We start from the raw sequence: 15404 nt of genomic DNA, 5'->3' as shown, positions 1-15404 counted from the left end.
CGAAGGAGAACCGCGACCATGACCACGTACGACCGTCTCTTCATCGGGGGCGACTGGGTGACGCCGGCGTCCGGCGACACCTACGAATTGTCCTCGGCCAGCACCGAGGAACCGATTGGCTCGGTACCCGCTGCCAGCGAGGCCGACGTCGACGCCGCCGTCAGCGAGGCGAGGCGGGCGTTCGACGACCCGAACGGCTGGGCGTCGTGGGATCCGTTGCGCCGTGCGGAGGCGATCGAGGAACTCGCCGCGCAGCTCGAATCCCGATCCGACGAGATGGCGCGTCGCGTATCCGCACAGAACGGAATGCCGATCACCATCGCGGGGCAGCTTGAAGGCGGCTTCCCCCTGATCGTGCTGCGGTACTACGCGGACCTCCTGCGAAAGACGTCGTTCGAGACGTCCCAACCTCACCTGCTCGGCGGCACTTCTACAGTCCGCCGCGCACCCATGGGGGTCGTCGCGGCGATCTCGCCGTGGAACTACCCGCAGACCCTGGCGTCCTTCAAGATCGCACCCGCGCTCGCCGCCGGGTGCACGATCGTGCTGAAGCCGTCACCGGAGACGCTACTCGACGCATTCCTTTTCGCCGAAGCCGTTGCCGAGACCTCGATTCCGGCAGGCGTGGTCAACGTCGTACCCGGTGGGCGGGATGTGGGCGCGTACCTCGTCGGACATCCCGACGTCGACAAGGTGGCGTTCACCGGATCCACGTCGGCGGGACGACTCATCGCCGAAACGTGCGGGCGGCTGCTCCGGCCGGTCACGCTCGAACTCGGAGGGAAGTCGGCGGCGATCGTTCTCGACGACGCCGACCTCAACCCCGAGACAATGGGCGAGCGTCTGTTCGAGAGCCTGCTGGTCAACAACGGCCAAACCTGCTACCTCGGTACGCGGATCCTGGCGCCGGACAACCGCCACGACGAGATCGTCGACACGCTGGCCGCTTTCGTATCCAGCCTTCCGGTTGGTGACTCACTCGACCCCGACACCATGATCGGTCCGATGGCGTCGGCCATACACCGCGACCGCGTCGAGGGTTTCATCGACAAAGGCAAGGGCGACGGCGCGCGCGTCGTCACCGGCGGCCAGCGCAGCGACCGCGACCGGGGCTGGTTCGTCACCCCCACCGTGTTCGCCGACGTCGACAACAACTCGGTCATCGCCCAGGAAGAGATCTTCGGCCCGGTCCTCGGTGTCATTCGGTACCGCGATGTCGACGACGCGGTTCGCATCGCCAACGACTCCCGCTACGGGCTCGGCGGCACCGTCTGGACCTCCGATCCGGAACGGGGTAGCGCGGTAGCGCGCCGGATCAAAACCGGCACGATCGGGATCAACCGCTACCTGCCCGATCCCAGCGCACCGTTCGGCGGCGTCAAGGACAGCGGCATCGGACGCGAACTCGGGCCCGACGGCCTCAACGCCTACCTCAACGTGCAGACCATCTACTCCTGACAGCGGACCTTGAAAGGATCAAAGACGATGAGCGCCAAGGGATACAAGTGGATAGCCAAGGAGATCGAAAGGCTCGATCCGCGCCGTGATTACGAGCGCATCTGGCAGTTGTCGACGTGCTACTACGTCGGCGACTTCGAGATGAACGTTCTCTACTCGACGGGCTTTCCGCACTTCATCCTGCCTCCGTGGGGCGGGGAGACCATCGCACGTAAGGGCAGTGGGAAAATAATCAAGCATCAGGACAAGCGCGAGAAGGACACCGCCGACGCGTTCTGGAGATGGTTCGAGCACGGACCGTCGAGCATGGCCACCAAGGAATCGGTCGAGCACGTCAATCGACTGCACATGGCCATGGAGAAGAAGATGCCGGGCAACTTCGCCCACAACGAGGACTTCGTGTACACGATGTGTTGGATCGGTGCGGACATGCACCGCCTCAGGCTCCGCATCGGACTGCCCGGCTATACCGAGAATCAGAGGATCGCCTGTCACCTGTACTGGGCGGAGATCGCCAAGCTCATGTGGACCGCCAACGGCCCGGTCACGGACTTCCCGGACGACTTCGACGGAATGCTTCAGTACATGGCCGATTACGAAGGCACCGACTGGGAGTACTCACCCGAGGGCGGGATGACGTGCGAGGCCGTCATCGAACAGTTCCAGAATCGGTGGTTTCCCAAGGGAACTCGATGGATCGGCCGTAAGATGATCATGGCGCTGTGGGACGAACCCGTGCACCGCGTCCACAGGATCCCCGATGTCCATCCCCTGACCCGGAAGTTCTTCGAGTTCGGGCTGAAGATGACGTTCCTGATGCAGGAGAAGGTTCTGCCGGACCCCAAGCACTCCACGCCGGCGAAGAAGAAGATGCGAGCGCAGAAGGGTCAGCTCGTAGCCGCCTGATCCCCCACCCCCATGCTCATGCCCGTCGCGATTCTCCGCGGCGGGCATGCGGCGTTGTAGGACAACGTCTTTCGGGGACCATTCTATGTTAAGTGCTTGGCGGACCGGCGAAGTCCAAACTCGACATCCGGCCTTCCTGCGCGTTAATTTCTTCATCGCGGTATGTCGAACGCCAACATTCGGCGGCGGAGATCGCGGCCCCGATCCGTCCGTCGCGCTTTTCGGATACCGGGTTGTCCCCTCGGCACCGTACCGGCGCGATGAACTGCGAGAACACCGCGGCGGCACGGTAAACACGACGTTTCCAGGGCGCGTACAACGGATTGTCGACGGACGCTGGCGCCGCAAGACTTCTTGTGGTCGGCGTCACGATCACCACACGCAGTGTCGCGCACCGCAAACGAAAAGACACTCGCCGAACCGACCAAGCGTCTACACGCCGCGAACGACAGAGGAGCTCCAACAGCATGCAATCCCACCGGTGTCGGACCGCGCGCCGAACGGCATGGCGCGGGGGGTTGTGTCGATGAGCGCCACGTCCTTCCTGCGTCGTCGATCGGGGACCGGCCACTTGAGTCAAACGGCGGCGCTCGCTCCGCTACGGAGCGTGGGCGGCTTCTTCGCCTTCTCCCTCGACACGATGATCACCATGGTGCGCCCCCCGTACGCCTGGCGGGAGTTTCTGGAGCAGACAGTCTTTCTGGCACGCGTCGCTCTGCTGCCGGCGCTGATGCTGTCCATCCCGTATGTGGTGCTAACCGTCTTCACCTTCAACGTGCTGCTGGTCGAATTCGGCGCCGCCGACTTCTCGGGCACCGGCGCCGCTCTCGGCGCGGTCAATCAGATCGGGCCGTTCGTCACCGTGCTGGTCGTCGCCGGGGCGGGTGCCGCCGCGATGTGCGCCGACCTCGGGGCCCGAACCATTCGCGAGGAACTCGACGCCCTTCGAGTGATGGGCATCGACCCGATCCAAGCGCTCATCGCCCCCAGGGTGCTCGCAGCCACTGTGGTCGCGTTCCTGTTGTCGTCGCTGGTGACGCTGACCGGCCTCACCGGCGGATTCTTCTTCTCGGTGTTCTTCCAGCACGTCACGCCGGGCGCCTTCGTCGCCAGCCTCACACTCATCACCGGGCTCAGCGACGTCGTCGTCTCGATGATCAAAGCCACGCTGTTCGGCCTCAGCGCCGGCCTCATCGCGTGCTATCAGGGCATCAGCGTGCGTACCGGTCCCGCCGGCGTGGGCAACGCCGTGAACGAGACGGTGGTCTTCTCCTTCGTGCTGCTCTTCGTCATCAACATCGTCGTCACTGCCATCGGTTTCGAGGTGACCAAATGACCGCCACCGCTGTGCGACAACGCTTTCCACGTGTCCTGAGTCGAGCAACCGGAATCCGCGGCGGCTTGCAGCAGATCGGCGAGCAGGCGCGCTTCTACGGACTGACGCTGCGCTCGATCGTCGACGTCGCCGTGCACTACAAGGCCGAACTGCTCCGTCAGATCGCCATCATGAGCCTCGGCACGGGCGCACTCGCGATGATCGGCGGCACCGTCGTCGTCATCACCTTCCTCAACATCTCCACCGGTGCCATCGTCGCCGCGCAGGGGTTCAATCAGTTCTCCGAACTCGGCGTGGAAGCGCTGACGGGCTTCGGGTCGGCGTTCCTCTTCACTCGTCTCATCGGCCTGGGCACCGCGGTCATCGCGTTCTCAGCGACCCTGGGCGCGGGTGCCACAGCCCAACTGGGTGCGATGCGCATCAACGAGGAGATCGACGCACTCGAGGTCATGGGCATCCGCTCCGTTGCGTATCTCGCCTCCACCAGAGTGGCCGCGGGCGTAATCGTGGTCGTCCCGCTGTACTGCGTCTCGCTACTCATGGGGTACTTCGCAGCGCGGTTCGGCACAACCGTGCTGTACGGACAGTCCACCGGCGTCTACGACCACTACTTCAGGACGTTCCTGATCCCCGGGGACGTCGTCAACTCGTTCATCACCGTCATCGTGCTGTGCATCGTGGTGATGCTGATCCACACCTACTACGGCTTCAATGCATCGGGCGGGCCCGCGGGGGTGGGACGCGCGGTGGGCCAAGCCACTCGAACATCGCTTGTCGCTGCAGGTTTCGTCATCCTCTTCGTGACTCTGGCGCTCTACGGCCAGACCGGCAACTTCAACTTCTCGGGGTAGAACAGTGTCCACCGAACGCAAGACGGGCCCCCGCATCGCCTCCGAATGGCTGGCACTGGCCCTCATCGTCACGATCGTCGGACTCGTCGCCCTGTGCGTGGCTGCCTTCAATCGCGACTTCAGCCGCGACCTGGCTGTCACCCTGACCGCGGACCGCTCCGGTCTGGTGATGGAACCGAACTCGAAGGTGAAGATGCGCGGTGTGCAGGTCGGCCACGTCGCCACCATCGCCGGGGGCGGCGACACCGCCAGCATCACGCTCAAGATCGACCGCGATCAGGTCGACAAGATCCCCGCCAACGTCGAGGCGCGCATCAACGCGACCTCCCTGTTCGGATCGAAGTACGTCGACCTGATCTACCCCGACCAACCCAGCCCGCAGCGTATCGCCGCCGGCACGGTGCTGCGTTCGCTGAACACCACCCTTGAGGTCAACACAGTCTTCCAAAACCTGGTTACCCTGCTCGATCAGATCGACCCAGCGAAATTGAACTCCATCCTCTCGGCGGTCAACGAAGCCGTCAGCGGCAAGGGCGAACGCATCGGGCAGGCCACCGAGGACACCAACGTCGTACTGACGCAACTGATCCCGCGCACCGATACCGTCCGCGAGGACCTGCACGCCGTCCGCGACGTCGCCGACGTCTACTCCGGAGCGGCGCAGAATCTCATCAGCGTTCTGGACGCGGTGGCCACCACCAGCACCACGGTGAGCAATCAGGCCCAGCAGGTTGACGCGCTGCTCGTCGGCGTGGCCGGTCTGTCGCGCAGCGGCGTGGAGTTGCTCGGGCCCAGCAAGGACAACCTAATCAGGACGGTGAACCTGCTCGAACCGACGACAAACCTCCTGATGAAGTACAACCCGTCGCTGACCTGCATGCTGGTCGGCGCAAAGACCGCACTCGACGACGGACTGGCCGACTACACCGGCGGCGCCAACGGTAAGTCGCTGATCATGGACGCCGCGCTCCTGTTCGGCGACGACCCCTACCGCTACCCGGCCAATCTCCCCATCAATGCGGCCAAGGGCGGGCCCGGCGGCAAGCCCGGCTGCGGCTCACTGCCCGACGTCGCGAAGAATTGGCCGGTGAGGGCACTGATCGCCAACACCGGGTTCGGCACCGGTCTGGATCTGCGACCCAACCCCGGCATCGGGTTCCCCGGCCTGGCGAACTACTTCCCGGTCACCAAGGCGATCCCGGAGCCACCCCGCATCCGCTACCCCGGAGGCCCGGCACCCGGACCGATCCCGTACCCCGGTGCGCCGCCCTATGGGGCACCGCTGTACGGGCCCGACGGCACCCCGCTGTATCCGGGTGTCCCGCCCGCGCCACCGGCACCCGAAGGGCCGCAGGCCGTGCCCGACGCCGCGGCACCACCGGCAGGCAATTGACCCACCACCGACGTCCGATCTCAAAGAGAGGCCAAAGACTTTGCGCGCGAAATTGTCCGGGACGCTATGGCGCCTAGCGCTGTTCGTCACCCTCTGCGCCGCGGGTGCCTTCGCGTTGGTGACTGTGTTCGCACAACTGCGATTCGAACCCGAGAAGACCTACAACGCGATCTTCGCCGGCGTCGGCGGCCTCGAGGAAGACGACTTCGTGCGCATCGCCGGCGTCGAGGTCGGCAAGGTCAAGAGCCTCCACGTCCGCGACGACTCCACCGTCGACGTCGCCTTCAGTGCCGATGACACCGTGGTGCTGACCGGCGGCAGCCGCGCGGTGATTCGCTACGACAACCTCATCGGCGGTCGCTACCTCGCGCTGGAGGAGGGTGCGGGCGGTACCACCAAGCTCGCACCCGGCGGCACCATCCCGCTGGAGCGCACTGCACCCGCCCTGGATCTCGACGCCCTCATCGGCGGCTTCCGCCCGCTGTTCCGCGCCCTGGACCCCACCCAGGTGAACACGCTGACCAACCAGCTCATCACCGCGTTCCAGGGCCAGGGCGCCACCATCGGCGCGGTCTTGGATCAGACTGCAGCGCTGACCAACACGCTCGCCGACCGGGACCAGCTCATCGGCGAGGTGATCGGCAACCTCAACTCCGTGCTGGGATCGCTAGGCGACCACAGCGAGAAGTTCGGCTCGGCGGTCGACTCACTGTCGGAACTGATTCACGGTCTCGAAGGCCGTAAGCAGGACATCAGCAACGGGGTGGCCTACGCCAATGAGGCCGCCGGGTCGATCGCCGACCTGCTGTCACAGGCCCGGCCGCCGCTGAAGACCACTCTCGACCAGACCGACCGCGTGGCCAGCACCGTCCTGGCCGACCACGAATACTTCGACAACCTGCTCGCCACGCTGCCCGACGCTTACCGCACATTGAACAGACAGGGACTCAGTGGTGACTTCTTCAGCTTCTACCTTTGCGACCTGGCACTCAAGGTGAACGGCAAGGGCGGCCAACCCGTCTACATCAAGATCGCCGGTCAGGACTCGGGCAGGTGCACGCCGCGATGAAACCCTTCCGGGAACGCAACCTCGCCGTGATCGGCGCTATCGGCACGGTCGCCGTCCTGGCCGCCGTGGTCATCGGCTTCAACTTCACGCGCATCCCGTTCCTTTCGGGAACCGACACGTACTCAGCCTATTTCGACGAACTTGGCGGATTGACCTCCGATGCCCCAGTGCAGGTCTCGGGTGTGCGCGCCGGCCAGGTTCAGAAGATCAGCCTCACCCCCGACGGAGTGCTCGTCGAATTCACCGTCGACGACGACATCCGTCTGGGCGAGCGCTCCGAAGCAGCCATCAAGACCAAGAGCCTGCTCGGCAACAAGGTCGTCGAGGTAACCCCGCGCGGCGACGGCCACTTGAGCGACACCATCCCGATGGCCCGCACGAATTCGCCCTACCAGCTGCCCGACGCCCTGGGCGACCTGACCTCCACGATCAGCGGCCTGGACACTACCCAGCTGTCTGACTCCCTGGCCACCTTGTCGGACACGCTGCGTGACACCCCGCCTCAGATCCGCGCGGCCGTCGACGGCGTGGCACGGTTCTCGGACTCAATCAATCAGCGCGACGCACAACTGCGCACATTGCTGGAGAACGCAAAGAAGGCGACGACGGTCCTGTCGGAGCGCACCGACGAAGTGGTCGGCCTGATCCGCGACACCAACGCGCTGCTGGTCGCACTTCGCGCGCAGAACGCCGCCCTGGAGCAGATCTCGGGCAACGTCTCGGCACTGGCCCGGCAGATCAAGGGCTTCATCGCCGAGAACCGCGAAAGCCTCAAGCCCACGCTGGATCGCCTCAACGGGGTGCTGACGATCGTCGACAACCGCAAAACCCAAGTGCAGGAGTCGATCCGCGGCTTCTCGACCTACGCGATGGCACTCGGGGAGACCCTGGCCTCGGGTCCGTTCTTCAAGGCCTACCTCGCCAACCTCGTCCCCGGACAGTTCGCGCAGCCGTTCATCGACGCCGCGTTCTCCGATCTCGGGCTCGACCCGAACGTCCTGGCACCTACGGAACGGGTCGACCCGCAGACCGGCCAGCCCGGCATCCCCAGCCTGCCGATCCCGATGCCGCGCACCGGCCAGGGAGGGGACCCCAACCTCACACTGCCCGACGCGATCACCGGCAATCCCGGCGACCAGGGCTGCGGCCCACCGGGAGTGCCGTTGCCCGGTCCGACCGGTTGCTACCCCTACCGAGATCCGGGACCGGCCCCGGCTCCGGGGGGACCCCCACCCGGTCCGCCCGCCCCCGGACCCGGCAACGACCCGAACGCCACCGCGACCCCACCGGTGTTCCAACTCGCACCCGGTGAGCCGCCCGCGGCGGCCCCCAACGCTGAGGAGCCCACTCGATGAAGGACCGTCGGACACTCCGCATCGGCATCGCCGCGGCATTGGTGGCCGCACTGATCGCCGGCGGCTATTTGATCGTGTCCGCCACCCAGGCGGTGTCGCGCAAACAGATCGTGGCGTACTTCGAGAACAGCAACGGCGTGTTCGTCGGCGACGACGTCCGCATCCGCGGAGTCAACGTCGGCAAGATCGCCGCCATCGACCCCGAGCCGACACGCGTGAAGATCTCGTTTTGGATCGACGACCAGTACGCGGTACCCGCCGAGGTCAAGGCTGCGATCCTGTCACCCACACTGGTCAGTTCCCGTGCCATTCAGCTCACCCCGCCCTACACCGGCGGAGCCACATTGACCGACGACGCCGTGATCCCCGAGGACCGCACCGCAGTGCCCGTTGAGTTCGACGACTTCCGCGTACAACTGGAAAAGCTCACCGACACACTGCAACCCACCCAGCCCGGCGGGGTGAGCACACTCGGCGAGTTCGTCACTACGACCGCGAACAACCTGCGCGGCAACGGCCCGGCCATCCGCGACTCCATCATCAGACTGTCGCAGACGGTCTCGGCGCTCGGTGACCACAGCGACGACACCTTCACCAGCATCAAGAACCTGTCGATGCTCGTGTCCGCACTGCAGGGCAGTACCGACCTGATCCGCCAGCTCAACCAGAATCTCGCATCGGTCACCGGCGCGCTGGCCGCCGACCCCGGCCAGGTCGCCAACGCCGTACGCGATCTCAACTCGGTGGTCGGCGACGTGCAGAGCTTCGTCGCCGAGAACCGCGAATCGCTCGGAACCACCACCGACAAACTGGCGTCGGTGTCGCAAGCCGCCCACGACAGCATCGGCGACCTCGAACAATTCCTGCACATCGCGCCCAACACGCTGGCCAACTTCATCAACATCTACCAACCCGCGCAGGGCACACTGACCGGTGCTCTGGCACTCAACAACTTCGCCAACCCGATTTCGTTCCTCTGCGGCGCCATCCAGGCCGCGTCGCGGCTGAACGCCGAACAGTCCTCGAAGCTCTGTGTGCAGTATCTGGCGCCCATCGTGAAGAACCGCCAATACAACTTCCTGCCCTTCGGTGTGAACCCGTTTGTCGGACCCAGCGTGCGGCCCAACGAGGTCACCTACAGCGAGGATTGGATGAGGCCGGACTTCGTTCCGCCGCAGCCGGCCGCCGCCGCACCCCAGGCCGGGCCCGTGCCCGATGCGCCACCTCCGGGACCCCTGCTGCCGGCCGAGGCCGTGCCGCCAGCCACACAGGTCGTCGACACCGACCCTGCTGCAGGACTGCCCGGCATGATGGCACCGCCCGGAGCGGGATCGTGAGCCGCGCGACGCGCCGCGCAGCGGCGCTGCTCACCGCTGTCGCCGCCACCGGCGCATTGACCGGGTGCAGCGACTGGAAGGGTCTGAACACCCTGCCGCTGCCGGGCGCACAAGGGGTCGGGGACGGGGCGTTCACGATTCAGGCCCAGCTGCCGGACGTGAACAACATCGAACCCAATTCGCGGGTCCGCGTCGGCGACGTCAACGTCGGCACCGTCACCCGAATCGAGCGCCAGGACTGGCACGCGCTGTTGACGATCCGGCTCAACGGCGACGTCGTTCTGCCCGCCAACGCCACCGCCACCGTGGGACAGACCAGCCTGCTCGGATCGTTGCACATCGAGCTCGCCCCACCGCAGAATGCGGCACCCTCGGGCCGACTGCACGACGGCTCACTCATCGAACTCGCCGACGGCGCGGCGTACCCGTCGACCGAACAGACACTGGCCGCGGCCTCGCTGCTACTCAACGGCGGCGGCATCGGAGAAGTACAGGACATCACCACCGCGCTGAACACCGCGTTCGGCGGTAAGCGGCAAGACCAGCTGCGGACCCTGCTCGGTCAGCTGCAGACATTCACCGCGCGGGTCAACGAACAGACCCAGGACATCATCGAGGCCACCGACAGCATCAACAAGCTCGCCGGACAGTTCGCCGCACAGAAGCCGGTGCTCGACCGCGCGCTCGACACGCTGCCCCAGGCCCTCACGGTGCTCAACGACCAGCGCGACAACCTCATCGACGCCGTCGACCAACTCGGCAAGTTCAGCGCACTCGCCGCCGACTCGGTCAATCAGACCAAGGACGCGCTCGTCGCCGAACTGAAGGACCTCGGTCCAGTGCTGAAGTCGCTGGCCGACGCCGGACCCGCGTTGACGCGATCGCTGAGCCTGCTGACCACCTACCCCTTCTCCAAGGAGAACCTGAACAAGTGGTTCCGCGGTGACTACGCCAACATCAGCGTCATCGCCGATCTCACCCTCAGCAGACTCGACTCCTCGTTCTTCACCGGCACCAGGTTCGAAGGCGACCTCACCGAACTCGAGATGCAGTGGGGTCGCACCATCGGCCAACTCCCCAGCCCGTACACGGCGGTCAATCCCATTCTGGCGCCGTACAACCTGAACCAGGGGCCCTGACCGATGCACCTCAACCGACGCGTGAAACTGCAACTCGCGTTCTTCGCCATCGTCACCCTCGTCTCGGGGACCCTGATGGCCGCGCTCATCATGCACGTGCCCAGCCGGTTCTTCGGCATCGGCGAATACACCGTGACCGTCAACCTCTCCGAGGCCGCCGGGCTCTACAAAAACGCCAACGTCACCTACCGCGGCACCGAGGTCGGACGCGTGCAGGACATGGAGGTCACCCCCTCCGGTGTGAACGCCGTCCTGGCGCTCGATTCGGACATACCGATCCCCGCCGACCTGCAGGCGCAGGTGCACAGCACCAACGCCGTCGGCGAGCAGTACGTCGAACTCGTTCCCAACAGCGGCGACGGCCCCGCACTGAAGAACGCCGACGTCATCCCGCTCGACCGCACCGTCGTGCCACCCGACATCAACGCCCTGCTCACCGCGACCAACCGCGGCCTGCAGGCAATTCCGAACGACAACCTGCGCACAGCCATCGACGAGGCCTACACCGCCGTCGGCGGACTCGGACCCGAGCTGTCCCGAATCGTAGACGGCACAACAAATCTCGCCGCTGACGCGCGCGCCAACCTGGATTCACTGACCGCATTGGTCGATGAAGCCAAGCCCGTCCTGGACACCCAGACCGACACCGCCGACTCCATCCAACGCTGGGCCGCCAACATCGCCAGCGTCACCGGGCAACTGCGCGACCAGGACGGCGACCTGCAGGGCGTGCTGAACCAGGGCCCCGCGGCTGTCGAGGAGGCGCGCGCACTCATCGACCGCGTCAAACCGACCGTGCCCGTGCTGTTGAGCAACCTCGTCAGCGTCGCCGACGTCGCGGTCACCTACCAACCCAATCTCGAACAGCTGCTCGTACTGCTACCGCCGGGCATCGAAGTCCTCCAAGGCGCGGGTCTGGCCAACCGGAACACCAAGCAGGACTACAAAGGCTTCTTCCTGTCGTTCAACCTCAACATCAACCTCCCGCCACCGTGCACGACCGGTTACCTGCCCGCCACCCAGCAGCGACCACCGGCCGCGGTGGACTATCCCGACCGCATCGCCGGCGACCTCTACTGCCGTGTGCCGCAGGACTCGGCGCTTGCCGTGCGCGGAGCGCGCAACCTGCCCTGCGCGACGCGACCCGGCAAACGCGCCGCCACGGTCAAAGAGTGCGAAAGCGACGGGAACTACGTGCCCCTCAACGACGGATACAACTGGAAAGGCGACCCCAACGCGACGACATCGGGCCAGGCCGTTCCCCAGCCGCCGCCAGGCGCGCCGGGATCGACCCCGATCCCGCCGCCACCGCCGATCGCCGTCGCCGAGTACGACCCCGCCAGCGGCACCTACATCGGTCCCGACGGGAAGCAATACACCCAGGCCAATCTCGCAAGAGACGCCAAACCATCGACGTGGCAGGACCTTCTGACGCCACCGGAGGGAAGTGGACCATGACCACCAAGACGATCAACGAGAACGACCTCGATGACCGCACCGACGTCGACGCGGCGGCGGAATCATCCGAGCCCGAGGCAAAGCCCTACGACGCCGAGGCCGACGACGTTGACGCGGACGGCGACGTACCGAACGAGGACCCCCCATCTCGGCGCCCACGGTCACCGAAAACGCTTGCCGCGATCGCCGGCGCGATCATGATCGTCGCCGTCGGCGCCGTCGCGGGATGGCTGGGACTGCAACTGCAGCACACGCAGCAGGCGGCCGATCAACGAGCCGCGTACCTCCAGGCCGCCCGCCAAGGAGCGATCAATCTGACCACCATCGACTGGCAGCAGGCCGACGGCGACGTCAAGCGCATCGTCGACAACGCCAAGGGCACCTTCTACGACGACTTCTCCAAACGTGCGCAACCGTTCGTCGACGTCGTAAAGCAGGTTCAGTCCAAGACCACCGGCACCGTCACTATGGCTGGCCTGGAATCCATGTCCGGCGACCAGGCTCAGGCGTTGGTCGCGGTCACCGTGAATACGACCAACGCCGGTGCGCCCGAACCCACGTCGAAGGCGTGGCGCATGCGAATCGACGTTCAGAAAGTGGGAGATGACGTGAAGGTCGCCAACGTGGAGTTCGTGCCGTGAGCACCGTCGACGCCGTGACGGACGCCGAAAGCACCGACTTGCAGGTTGATTCGCCGGACTCCAAGTCCGAACGTGAGACCACTGGGAGCGTCGATACCACGCAAGGTGATCCGCACAAGGCCTTCTCGTGGTCGACGCTGATCGTGTTCGTCGTCGTGCCGCTGATCGTGCTCGGACTCGCCGCGGGCGCCGGCTACCTGAAGTACCGCAACGTCGTCGCGCAGGGCGTCGACACCGCGCGAGCACAGTCCGTTCAGGCGGCCACCGAGGCGTCGATCGCCATGCTGTCCTACAGCCCCGACAACGTCGAAGCGACCCTGCACGGAGCCGAGGACCTCCTCACCGGGTCGTTCCGCGACTCCTACCGGTCCCTCATCGACGACGTCGTCATCCCCGGTGCGCAGCAGAAGAAGATCTCCGCCACCGCCTCGGTCCCCGCCGCAGCGTCCATCACCGCCACCGATACCCACGCCACCGTCATGGTGTTCGTCAACCAGAGCATCATCGTCGGAGCCGACGCCCCCACCGACACCGCCTCAGCCGTCGAGGTCACCCTCGACAAGATCGGGCAGCGTTGGCTCGTCTCGGGTTTCGAGCCGAAGTGATCACCTCGCCCGCCGGTGTCGGTCTCTCCGTCGTGTCCTGCGTGACCATAGCGCTGAGTGTGGCGCTGGCCGCCCCGGCAGCCGCGGACAACAGGCGACTCAACAACAGCGTCGTCGCCAACGTCTACACCATCCAGCACGACGCCGGTTGCAGGAACAACGTCACAATCGACCCGCAGTTGCGGTTGGCGGCTCAATGGCACACCAACGACGTGCTCACCAACCGCGCGCTCGACGGCGACATCGGCTCGGACGGATCCACGGCGCAGGACCGCGCCAACGCCGCGGGATATCGAGGCGTCGTCGCCGAGACCGTCGCCATCAACCCGGCGCTGGCCATCAACGGCATCGAGATCCTGAACCAGTGGTACTACCGGCCCGACTACAAGGCGATCATGTCCGACTGCGGCAACACCCAGATGGGGGTGTGGTCGGAGAACAGCCTCGACCGCAGCGTCGTCGTCGCCGTCTACGGCAAGCCAGCTTGATCGTCGTCAACGCCACCTACCCCGAAAGGACACCGCGGTCATGGATCCCAACCCCTGACTACGACGCCAGCGACGAGATCGAGTACTTCTTCAACTGGTTCCCCTGGGCGTTACGAGGCGTGTACCCGCCGCCGGCGTATCCCCCTGTGTGACCGAAGGATCCAAGACACTAACAGCGATGTGAAAGCGGCCAACCCATGGACTCACCAGTGCGCGTAGCCACGAGATTGTTGCGCGCCGTGCTCATCGTGCTGATGGCCTTGTGCCTGTGGAACGCCGTGGAGGCGAAAGCCGCCACCGTCGAGTACCTCATGGTGCCTTCGGCGGCGATGGGTCGGGACATCCCTGTCGCCTTCGCCGCAGGCGGCTCCCACGCGGTGCTACTTCTCGACGCGTTCAACGCCGCGCCCGATGTGAGCAACTGGATCACCGCGGGCGACGCGGTCGGGACCCTGGGTGGCCGAGGTGTATCGGTGGTCGCCCCGGCCGGCGGGGCGTGGAGCATGTACACCGACTGGGAGATGGACGGCGGCAAGCAGTGGAACACCTTCCTGTCTACCGAGCTACCCGACTGGCTGGCCGCCAACAAGGGGCTCGCCCCCGGAGGGCACGCCGTCGTCGGTGCCGCGCAGGGTGGTTACGCCGCACTGACACTCGCCGCGTTCCATCCCGACCGCTATCGCTACGCCGGATCCATGTCGGGCTTCCTCACCCCGTCGGCGACGACGCTCAATGGGGCGATCACCGCCGGAATGGCCCAGTACGGCGGCGTCAACACCCAGGCCATGTGGGGCGCGGCGCAACTCGGCCGGTGGAAGTGGCACGATCCGGACGTACACGCACATCTGTTGGTGGACAACAATATTCGGCTCTGGATTTACAGTCCGTCGACGCCGACCTGCAGCGACCCCGCGGCGATGATCGGCTACTGCGACCAGGCGCAGGGCAGTAACCGCAGCTTCTTCAACCAGTATCGCAACATCGGCGGCGGAAACGGTCACTTCGACATCCCCGAGGGTGGGCAGCACGACTGGAGCAGCTGGGGGCCGCAGTTGGCCGCAATGTCCGCCGACATGACCGCATCAATCCGATAGCGAGGGACACTCTTCATGCATCTGGTGCGCTTTCCTTCAACACTTTTCACCGTAATGGCTGTAAGCGTGGCCGCCGTGCTCGCGAGCCCCGTCGCCGGAGCCCAACCGGCACCGGATCCGTGCGCGCAGTCCGTATTGCTGCTCTGTCGAATCCTGCCGATCTACCCCGGACTCGAAGAAGACGTTGACCTGACCAAACCGACGCCGGCCGAAGCTCCCCTCGGGCCGGCCGTCGAGCCGGCCCCGATCGCGCCGGGCGCGAACACCGAATAGC

Annotated in this window: 15 protein-coding genes and 1 pseudogene; 15 read left to right on the top strand and 1 reads right to left on the bottom strand. The window is 65.7% G+C overall.

The window, feature by feature from the left end; all coding sequences use genetic code 11:
- The first annotated feature begins 18 nt into the window (after positions 1-18).
- The gene (locus tag BN976_RS04490) at positions 19-1458 is read left to right on the top strand and encodes an aldehyde dehydrogenase (protein ID WP_036368282.1); all 1440 of its coding nucleotides are present in this window, start codon (positions 19-21) and stop codon (positions 1456-1458) included.
- A gap of 27 nt (positions 1459-1485) precedes the next feature.
- Positions 1486-2364, top strand: coding sequence for a hypothetical protein (locus BN976_RS31955; protein WP_051558286.1), 879 nt, complete (start codon positions 1486-1488; stop codon positions 2362-2364).
- Positions 2365-2452: 88 nt separating this feature from the next.
- On the opposite strand, the gene BN976_RS33505 is transcribed toward BN976_RS31955, so the two are convergent.
- A complete protein-coding gene (locus BN976_RS33505) occupies positions 2453-2740 on the bottom strand; it encodes a hypothetical protein (protein WP_145977912.1) in 288 nt (95 codons plus the stop codon).
- 150 nt (positions 2741-2890) lie between these two features.
- Here BN976_RS33505 and BN976_RS04480 point away from each other — a divergent pair, with 150 nt between their 5' ends.
- The 13 genes and pseudogenes from BN976_RS04480 to BN976_RS31950 all read left to right on the top strand — a co-directional run bounded on the left by BN976_RS04480 (position 2891) and on the right by BN976_RS31950 (position 15403).
- Positions 2891-3700, top strand: a complete 810-nt coding sequence (locus BN976_RS04480) for an MlaE family ABC transporter permease (protein WP_036369202.1) — start codon at positions 2891-2893, stop codon at positions 3698-3700.
- Complete coding sequence (locus BN976_RS04475; protein ID WP_036368279.1) at positions 3697-4551, top strand: ABC transporter permease; 855 nt, start codon at positions 3697-3699, stop codon at positions 4549-4551. The genes BN976_RS04480 and BN976_RS04475 overlap by 4 nt, the downstream gene beginning before the upstream one ends.
- Before the next feature lie 4 nt (positions 4552-4555).
- Complete coding sequence (locus tag BN976_RS04470; RefSeq protein ID WP_051558285.1) at positions 4556-5944, top strand: MCE family protein; 1389 nt, start codon at positions 4556-4558, stop codon at positions 5942-5944.
- A gap of 40 nt (positions 5945-5984) precedes the next feature.
- Complete coding sequence (locus BN976_RS04465) at positions 5985-7013, top strand: virulence factor Mce family protein (RefSeq protein ID WP_036368276.1); 1029 nt, start codon at positions 5985-5987, stop codon at positions 7011-7013.
- The gene (locus BN976_RS04460) at positions 7010-8368 is read left to right on the top strand and encodes an MCE family protein (protein WP_036369197.1); all 1359 of its coding nucleotides are present in this window, start codon (positions 7010-7012) and stop codon (positions 8366-8368) included. Before BN976_RS04465 ends, BN976_RS04460 begins: the two co-directional genes overlap by 4 nt.
- Positions 8365-9705: an MCE family protein gene (locus tag BN976_RS04455; protein ID WP_036368274.1), complete on the top strand. Its 1341-nt coding sequence runs from the start codon at positions 8365-8367 to the stop codon at positions 9703-9705. The genes BN976_RS04460 and BN976_RS04455 overlap by 4 nt, the downstream gene beginning before the upstream one ends.
- Entirely contained in the window at positions 9702-10844 is a 1143-nt protein-coding gene (locus BN976_RS04450) for an MCE family protein (RefSeq protein WP_051558284.1), read from the top strand. The genes BN976_RS04455 and BN976_RS04450 overlap by 4 nt, the downstream gene beginning before the upstream one ends.
- Positions 10845-10847: 3 nt before the next feature.
- A complete protein-coding gene (locus BN976_RS04445) occupies positions 10848-12302 on the top strand; it encodes an MCE family protein (protein WP_036368272.1) in 1455 nt (484 codons plus the stop codon).
- Entirely contained in the window at positions 12299-12943 is a 645-nt protein-coding gene (locus BN976_RS04440; RefSeq protein WP_051558283.1) for an Rv1363c family protein, read from the top strand. The genes BN976_RS04445 and BN976_RS04440 overlap by 4 nt, the downstream gene beginning before the upstream one ends.
- Positions 12940-13548 carry a hypothetical protein gene (locus BN976_RS04435; RefSeq protein WP_036368269.1) on the top strand — a complete coding sequence of 203 codons (609 nt, stop codon included), beginning with the start codon at positions 12940-12942 and terminating at the stop codon, positions 13546-13548. The genes BN976_RS04440 and BN976_RS04435 overlap by 4 nt, the downstream gene beginning before the upstream one ends.
- 32 nt (positions 13549-13580) lie before the next feature.
- Positions 13581-14188: pseudogene (locus BN976_RS04430) on the top strand (CAP domain-containing protein).
- Between the two features lie 45 nt (positions 14189-14233).
- Positions 14234-15130, top strand: a complete 897-nt coding sequence (locus BN976_RS04425) for an alpha/beta hydrolase-fold protein (protein WP_036368263.1) — start codon at positions 14234-14236, stop codon at positions 15128-15130.
- Positions 15131-15145: 15 nt separating this feature from the next.
- On the top strand, positions 15146-15403 hold the full coding sequence (locus tag BN976_RS31950) for a fibronectin-binding protein (protein WP_145977911.1): 258 nt from the start codon (positions 15146-15148) through the stop codon (positions 15401-15403).
- The last annotated feature ends 1 nt before the right edge of the window (position 15404 follow it).

This window comes from Mycolicibacterium austroafricanum (assembly GCF_000612725.1).
In the GTDB taxonomy this organism is placed as follows: domain Bacteria; phylum Actinomycetota; class Actinomycetes; order Mycobacteriales; family Mycobacteriaceae; genus Mycobacterium; species Mycobacterium austroafricanum.
This window is presented reverse-complemented; position numbering and strand designations above follow the sequence as displayed.

What these genes read in the sequence shown, in the direction of transcription:
- BN976_RS04490 (WP_036368282.1), top strand. Translation starts at nt 19, where the DNA reads ATGACCACGTACGACCGTCTCTTCATCGGGGGCGACTGGGTGACGCCG.
- BN976_RS31955 (WP_051558286.1), top strand. Translation starts at nt 1,486, where the DNA reads ATGAGCGCCAAGGGATACAAGTGGATAGCCAAGGAGATCGAAAGGCTC.
- BN976_RS04480 (WP_036369202.1), top strand. Translation starts at nt 2,891, where the DNA reads ATGAGCGCCACGTCCTTCCTGCGTCGTCGATCGGGGACCGGCCACTTG.
- BN976_RS04475 (WP_036368279.1), top strand. Translation starts at nt 3,697, where the DNA reads ATGACCGCCACCGCTGTGCGACAACGCTTTCCACGTGTCCTGAGTCGA.
- BN976_RS04460 (WP_036369197.1), top strand. Translation starts at nt 7,010, where the DNA reads ATGAAACCCTTCCGGGAACGCAACCTCGCCGTGATCGGCGCTATCGGC.
- BN976_RS04455 (WP_036368274.1), top strand. Translation starts at nt 8,365, where the DNA reads ATGAAGGACCGTCGGACACTCCGCATCGGCATCGCCGCGGCATTGGTG.
- BN976_RS04445 (WP_036368272.1), top strand. Translation starts at nt 10,848, where the DNA reads ATGCACCTCAACCGACGCGTGAAACTGCAACTCGCGTTCTTCGCCATC.
- BN976_RS04440 (WP_051558283.1), top strand. Translation starts at nt 12,299, where the DNA reads ATGACCACCAAGACGATCAACGAGAACGACCTCGATGACCGCACCGAC.
- BN976_RS04425 (WP_036368263.1), top strand. Translation starts at nt 14,234, where the DNA reads ATGGACTCACCAGTGCGCGTAGCCACGAGATTGTTGCGCGCCGTGCTC.
- BN976_RS31950 (WP_145977911.1), top strand. Translation starts at nt 15,146, where the DNA reads ATGCATCTGGTGCGCTTTCCTTCAACACTTTTCACCGTAATGGCTGTA.